This is a genomic window from Nonomuraea antimicrobica, from assembly GCF_039536965.1.
Taxonomy (GTDB): domain Bacteria; phylum Actinomycetota; class Actinomycetes; order Streptosporangiales; family Streptosporangiaceae; genus Nonomuraea; species Nonomuraea antimicrobica.
In genome coordinates, this window is sequence record NZ_BAAAZP010000037.1 from 21457 (window position 1) to 27456 (window position 6000).

Below are 6000 nucleotides of genomic sequence, written 5' to 3' on the forward strand. Positions count from 1 at the left end.
GGGGCGCGGTCAGGCCAGGACGCGGTAGGACCGGGGCGCGGTCAGGACGCGATCAGGTCAGGGCACGCTCGGGGCAGGACGCGGTCAGGGCCGGGGCGCGGTCAGGATGCCGTCTCGGTCGTGAGGCGCTTGAGGGCCGCGCGCGGGACCGCCGGGTCCGTCGTACGCCAGAACGGCGGCAGCGACCCCAGCAGGAAGCCGCTGTAGCGGGCCGTCACGAGCCGCGGGTCGAGCACCGCGATCACGCCCTTGTCGTCCTGGGCGCGCAGCAGCCGCCCGGTGCCCTGCGCCAGCAGCAGCGCCGCGTGGTTGGCGGCCACCGCCATGAACCCGTTGCCGCCCCTGGCCGCCACGTGCCGCTGGCGGGCCGAGGTCAGCGGGTCGTCGGGGCGCGGGAACGGCACCCGGTCGATGATGACCAGCCGCAGCGACGGCCCCGGCACGTCGACCCCCTGCCACAGTGACAAGGTGCCGAACAGGCACGTCGGCTCGTCCTCGGCGAACTGCTTGACCAGCAGCATCGTGGAGTCGTCGCCCTGGCACAGCAGCGGCACGTCGAGCCGGTCGCGCAGCGCCTCGGTGGCGGCCTTGGCCGCGCGCATCGACGAGAACAGCCCCAGCGTGCGCCCCCCGGCCGCCTCGATCAGCTCGGTGATCTCGTCGAGGTACTGCTGCGGCAGCCCGTCGCGGCCGGGCTGGGGGAGGTGCTTGGCGACGTAGAGGATGCCCGAGCGCGGGTGGTCGAACGGCGAGCCGACGTCGATGCCCTGCCAGCCCCTGCCGCCCTCGCCGAGCCCCCACTGCGCCGCCAGCCCGTCGAACGTGCCCCCGAGCGCCAGCGTGGCCGAGGTGAGCACCACAGTGCGCTCCCCGAACAGCTTGTCGCGCAGCATGCCGCTCACGCTCAGCGGCGCCACCCGCAGCGCAGGCGGGCGCCGGTCGGTGCCGGCGTCGAGCCAGACGACCTCCGCCCGGTCGGACTCGGAGTCGTGCCCGTAGGCGTCGAGCATGCGCACCGCGGTGTCGTGCACCTCGTCGAGCGCGGTGAAGGCCGCCTTGCGCTGCCCGGCCTTGTCGGGGTCGTCTTTGTCGGCGTTGCGTGACCCCATGGCCGAGATGCACCGCCAGGCCGTGTCACGGACGAGCTGCAGGGTCAGGCCGAGCACCTGCGGCAGCTCGTCGATGCGGCCGGGCGGCGCGGCGGCCAGCAGCGCCTTGAGGTCTTCCCCTGCCTCCATGAGCTGGTCGGCGATGGGCTGGTCGATGAGCCGGCCGACCCGGCGCACCGCCAGCAGCACCGACGCCTCCGACAGCTCACCGGTGACCACGGACGTCACCCGGTCGACCAGCTCGTGGGCCTCGTCGACCACCACGACCTCGTGCTCGGGCAGCACCGGCAGGTCGCCCATGGCGTCGATGGCGAGCAGCGCGTGGTTGGTCACCACGACGTCGACCTCGCCCGCCCGCGCCCTGGCCAGCTCGGCGAAGCACTCGGCGCCGCTGGGGCACCTGCCGGCCCCCAGGCACTCCTGCGCGCTGACGGAGAACTGCCGCCACGCCTGCTCGCTCACGCCCGGCACCAGCTCGTCGCGGTCGCCGGTCTCGGTCTCCTCGGCCCACTCCTGGATGCGCTGGACCATGCGGCCGGTCGCGCTCACCTCGCGCGGGTCGAAGAGCGAGTCCTGCTCGTCCTCCTCGGGCCAGCCCGCGGTGGCCTTGTAGCGGCACAGGTAGTTGCGGCGGCCCTTGAGTATGGCGAACGTCGGCTCGTGCGGCAGCTCCTTGCCCAGCGTCTCGGCCAGCCGGGGCAGGTCGCGGTCGACGAGCTGGCGCTGGAGCGCGATGGTGGCCGTGGAGATCACGACGGGGGTGTCGGCGTCCATCGCGTGGCGGATCGAGGGCACGAGGTAGGCCAGCGACTTCCCGGTGCCGGTGCCCGCCTGGACGGCCAGGTGCTCCTTCTCGTCGATGGCCCGTCGTACGGCCTGGACCATGGTGATCTGGCCCTGCCGTTCGCTCCCTCCGAGAGCGCTGACCGCGACGTTGAGCAGTTCGTCCACTTGCGGAAGATGGGAGTCCGGCACGGGTGTAAACGCTACCCGCATTCCGGGGCCGTCGCGCCGAACGCCGTGTGATCGGCCAGACGCATCCCGGCGTTCGCGGGTACGCGCGCCGGGTGGCGTGGCACACTGGGCGATCGGAACTCCAACCGGTTACGGAGTGTCCTCACCGGGTGTGACCGGAGGGGTTCCGGGTGTAGGTGGGAAGGCCGGTTTCCCAAGGGTTTTCCGGGGTTGAGTGGACGAATAAAGGCTGGTTAAAGCAATATGTCCTCCATGTCGGAAGTTGTCCCGTTGCCGTCGTTCGGCGAAGTCTTCTTCGATGCACGAGGTCAGGAGCGGTGCCTCCGCGTCACATGGCATGAGGGCACGCTGGTCCTCAGCCTCTGGCGCGGCGAGATGTGCACAGCGAGCTTCCGCATGCCGATGGAGGATGTCGGCAGGCTGCTCGACACCCTTGACGAGGGGTTCGGGGAGGCCACGGGCGAGCAGCCCGCGGTGCCGGCGCACGACCCTGGCACCGAGGTCATCCCCGGCACCGGGCAATACCACCGGCCGCCCCAGCACGTCCAGCAGCAGGCGGCCCCGCAGTCGTTCGACGAGCGGCCCACGTCGGCCCTGTCGCCCAACGACGTCCTCGTGGCCAGGAGCGCCCCGCCGCCGGCCCAGGACAAGCTGGTGGCCTCGTACGGCGAGAGCCCGGCCCCCCGCGACACCACCCCCGCCTACGGCGAGCAGCGCACGCCCTTCACCGGCCCCCAGTACGTGGACAGCCAGTACGTGGACAACCAGTACACGGACAACGCCGGGCCCCACTACGTGGAGACCACCGCTCCCCAGCAGAAGTACACCGGCGACCCCTTCAGCGGGCCCCAGTACACCGCCGACCCGCTCAGCGGCCCCCACTACACGCAGCCGCCCGGCCAGGCGGAGCCGTTCGCCGGCCCGCAGTACGTGGACAACGAGCCCGTCTACCAGATGCCCGGCGACCAGCGCCGCCAGTCGCCGCTCAGCACCGACCCGCTCGGCTTCCCCTCCCAGGCCGCCGACCCGTACCAGCCGGCCGCGCAGCGCCAGGACCAGTACCCGGCCGACCCCTTCCCCTCCGACCAGTACTCCTCCGATCAGTACGGTGGCAGGCGCGCGGACTCCTTCCCGGCCGACACGTACCAAGCCGACACGTACCAAGCCGACACGTACCAAGCCGACACATACCAGTCCGACGCGTACCAGGCTCCGCCCCAGGCCCAGGGCCAGGCCCCGTCGCAGGCTCACCCGAGCACGGCCGGTCTGGGCACGCCCATGCACGGCATCCCCGGCGCGGGCCGTCCGCGTACCATGCCCCAGCGGCGGCAGCCGCAGCCGGCGCACGACGACTACGGCTCCTACCAGGGCCAGCAGGCCAACGCGGTCGACCCGTTGCTGGCACTCGGCCGGCAGGAGGCGTACCAGCAGCAGCCCGACCCCGAGATGACCCGCCCGTACGTCACCGACCCCATGTTCTCCACCGGCGAGCGCCTGCGCCCCGAGCAGCCCGACTACCACGAGAGAAGCGACCGCCGGGAGTGGTGACCACCCGCTCCGCCGCGCAGGGTACGCTCACCGCGAGGCGCTCCGGTTCGCGACATTCCGGGCCGATCGCCTGAGACATCGCGAAGCGGGCTGAGGCGGGAGGAACACCGGTGAGTCCGACCTTGGGCCTGCAGTTGCTGCTGACGGCCACCGGGGCCATCGCCGTGGCGGCAGTGGCCAGGCGGCGCGGCTGGCCGGCCCCGTTGCTGCTGGTCGTGGCCGGGCTGGTGGTCTCGCCGCTGCTGCCGCCGGTGCCGATGGAGCCCGAGCTGGTGCTCTACGTGTTCCTGCCGCCGCTGCTCTACTCGGCCGCGCTCGACAGCTCTTACCTGCGCCTGCGTGACGCCAAACGGTCGGTGGGCCTGCTGTCGGTCGGGCTGGTGCTGTTCACCACGGCCGTGGTCGGGATGCTCGTCCACCTGCTGCTGCCCGATCTGCCGCTGGCGCTGGCGTTCGCGCTCGGCGCCATCATCGCCCCGCCCGACGCGGTCGCCGCCGTCGCGGTCGGGCGGCGGCTCGGCCTGCCGCGGGGGTCCTTGACACTCCTGGTCGGCGAGAGCCTCTTCAACGACGCCACCGCGCTCACCCTCTACCGGGTCGCCATCGGGGCGGCCGTGGGCGGGTCCATCAGCCTGTGGCAGGGGCTGGGCGAGTTCCTGCTCGCCGCGGTGGGCGGGGTGGCGATCGGGCTGGCGCTGGCGTTCCTGTTCGCCTGGATCTTCCAGCACACCCGCGACTCGCTGGTCGAGAACACGCTGATGCTGCTGATCCCGTTCGGCGCCTACCTCGCGGCCGAGTCGGTGCACGCCTCCGGCGTGATCGCCGTCGTGGTCGTCGGCCTCTACCTGGGCAACCGCATGCACCTGCGGGGCTTCGGTACGCGGCTGGTCTCCGACTCGGTGTGGAAGGTCACCGACTTCCTCCTCGAGGCCGTCGTGTTCGCGCTCATCGGGCTGCAGCTCACGACCGTGGTGACGGGCATCGTCGGCTACAGCCCGTGGCAGGTCGCGGCCTACGCGGTGGCGGTGCTGGCGGTGACGATCATCAGCAGGTTCGTGTGGGTGTTCACGGTCACCTATCTGATCAAGGCGCTGGGCAGGAAGAACGCACAGCCGACGGTGCCGCAGACGGTGATACTCGGCTGGGCGGGGATGCGGGGCGTGGTGTCGCTGGCGGCGGCGTTCGCGATCCCTGACTCCGTGCCCGCGCGTGACCGGGCGATGCTGCTGTTCCTGACCTTCACCACCGTGATCGGGACGCTGCTCATCCAGGGCACCACGTTCCCCGCGCTGATCAGGCGGCTGGGCGTGTCGAGCGCGCAGGAGCAGTACGAGGACCGCCTGTCGGAGGCCGCGGCCCAGCAGGCGGCCCTGGAGGCGGGCCTGGCCGAGCTGGAACGGCTGGTGAGCGCGGAGGGCGGCGAGCCCGACGAGATCCAGAAGCAGGTCATCGACCAGCTCAGAGAGAAGTCGTGGCGCCGCTCCCTGACCGCCTGGGAACGCCTGGGCGGCGGCACCGGCGCCGGTGGGACGGAGACCCCCAGCATCCTCTACCGCCGCCTGCGCCGCGAGATGCTGCAGGCCGAGCGGCAGGTCTTCGTCCGGTTGCGCGACGAGCGCCGCCTCGACGACGAGGTGCTGCGCGAGGTGATGGCGCAGCTCGACTTCGAGGAAGCGATCCTCGAGCGCGACTAGCCCATCTTGCTGTCCACGAAACACCACCGCCAGCTCTCGCCGGGCTCGAACGACTGGATCACCGGGTGGTCGGTCTCGTGGAAGTGCTTGGTGGCGTGCTTGGCCGGAGAGGAGTCGCAGCACCCGATGTGGCCGCATTCCAGGCAGCGGCGCAGGTGCACCCACCGGCCGCCGACGGCCAGGCACTCCTCGCAGCCCTCCGGCGTCTTCGCGGCCGGGTCGTCGGCATGGGAAAGATGCTCACATGTTGCCATAACAGAAATCTTATGGCCTGCGGGCCGGTGCGGTTCCGGGCCGGGCCCGCGCGGGTCGCCGTTCCCGGACAGGCCGCATCCGTGCGCGTCCGTGCCCGTCCGTGCGGTCGGCCCTGCCGCCGTCCGGGCCGCCGTCCGGGCCGGTGGGGGCGGGCAGGCGCCGAGTGGCAGGCCGGGGAGGGCTACGATGCCTGCGCACGTCGCGCCGGCACGTTGCGGCACGTTCTGTGGCAGGGTTTGGCGGCACGGTGAGGAGGCTGACGTCCGGATGGACCTGAACGCGCTGAGGGAAGCCGAGCGGGAAGCGGACCCCGTCGAGCGGGCCCGCCTTCTCGGGCGGCTGGTGACGCGGGCGCAGGAGGTTGCCGCCGAGGAGGAGCGGATGCGGCGGCGGGCCGTCGCCGAGGCGCGGGCCTCGGG

The 6000-nt window shown here is 72.2% G+C and carries 4 protein-coding genes; 2 read left to right on the top strand and 2 right to left on the bottom strand.

The window, feature by feature from the left end; genetic code table 11:
* Positions 1-101 precede the first annotated feature (101 nt).
* Positions 102-2105 (bottom strand): ATP-dependent DNA helicase, encoded by a 2004-nt coding sequence (locus tag ABD844_RS11425; protein ID WP_344875831.1) that lies wholly within the window; start codon positions 2103-2105, stop codon positions 102-104.
* A gap of 375 nt (positions 2106-2480) precedes the next feature.
* Between ABD844_RS11425 and ABD844_RS11430 the strand changes: the two genes are divergently transcribed.
* Both ABD844_RS11430 and ABD844_RS11435 read left to right on the top strand, forming a co-directional pair.
* A complete protein-coding gene (locus ABD844_RS11430; RefSeq protein ID WP_344875833.1) occupies positions 2481-3632 on the top strand; it encodes a hypothetical protein in 1152 nt (383 codons plus the stop codon).
* Between the two features lie 110 nt (positions 3633-3742).
* A complete protein-coding gene (locus tag ABD844_RS11435) occupies positions 3743-5326 on the top strand; it encodes a Na+/H+ antiporter (protein WP_344875835.1) in 1584 nt (527 codons plus the stop codon).
* On the opposite strand, the gene ABD844_RS11440 is transcribed toward ABD844_RS11435, so the two are convergent.
* Positions 5323-5580, bottom strand: coding sequence for a UBP-type zinc finger domain-containing protein (locus ABD844_RS11440; protein WP_344875837.1), 258 nt, complete (start codon positions 5578-5580; stop codon positions 5323-5325). The two genes, ABD844_RS11435 and ABD844_RS11440, sit on opposite strands and share 4 nt — an antisense overlap.
* Positions 5581-6000 lie beyond the last annotated feature (420 nt).

Coding starts and splice junctions, on each gene's coding strand:
- ABD844_RS11430 (WP_344875833.1), top strand. CDS start 2,481: ATGCCGATGGAGGATGTCGGCAGGCTGCTCGACACCCTTGACGAGGGG.
- ABD844_RS11440 (WP_344875837.1), bottom strand. CDS start 5,580: ATGGCAACATGTGAGCATCTTTCCCATGCCGACGACCCGGCCGCGAAG.
- ABD844_RS11425 (WP_344875831.1), bottom strand. CDS start 2,105: ATGCGGGTAGCGTTTACACCCGTGCCGGACTCCCATCTTCCGCAAGTG.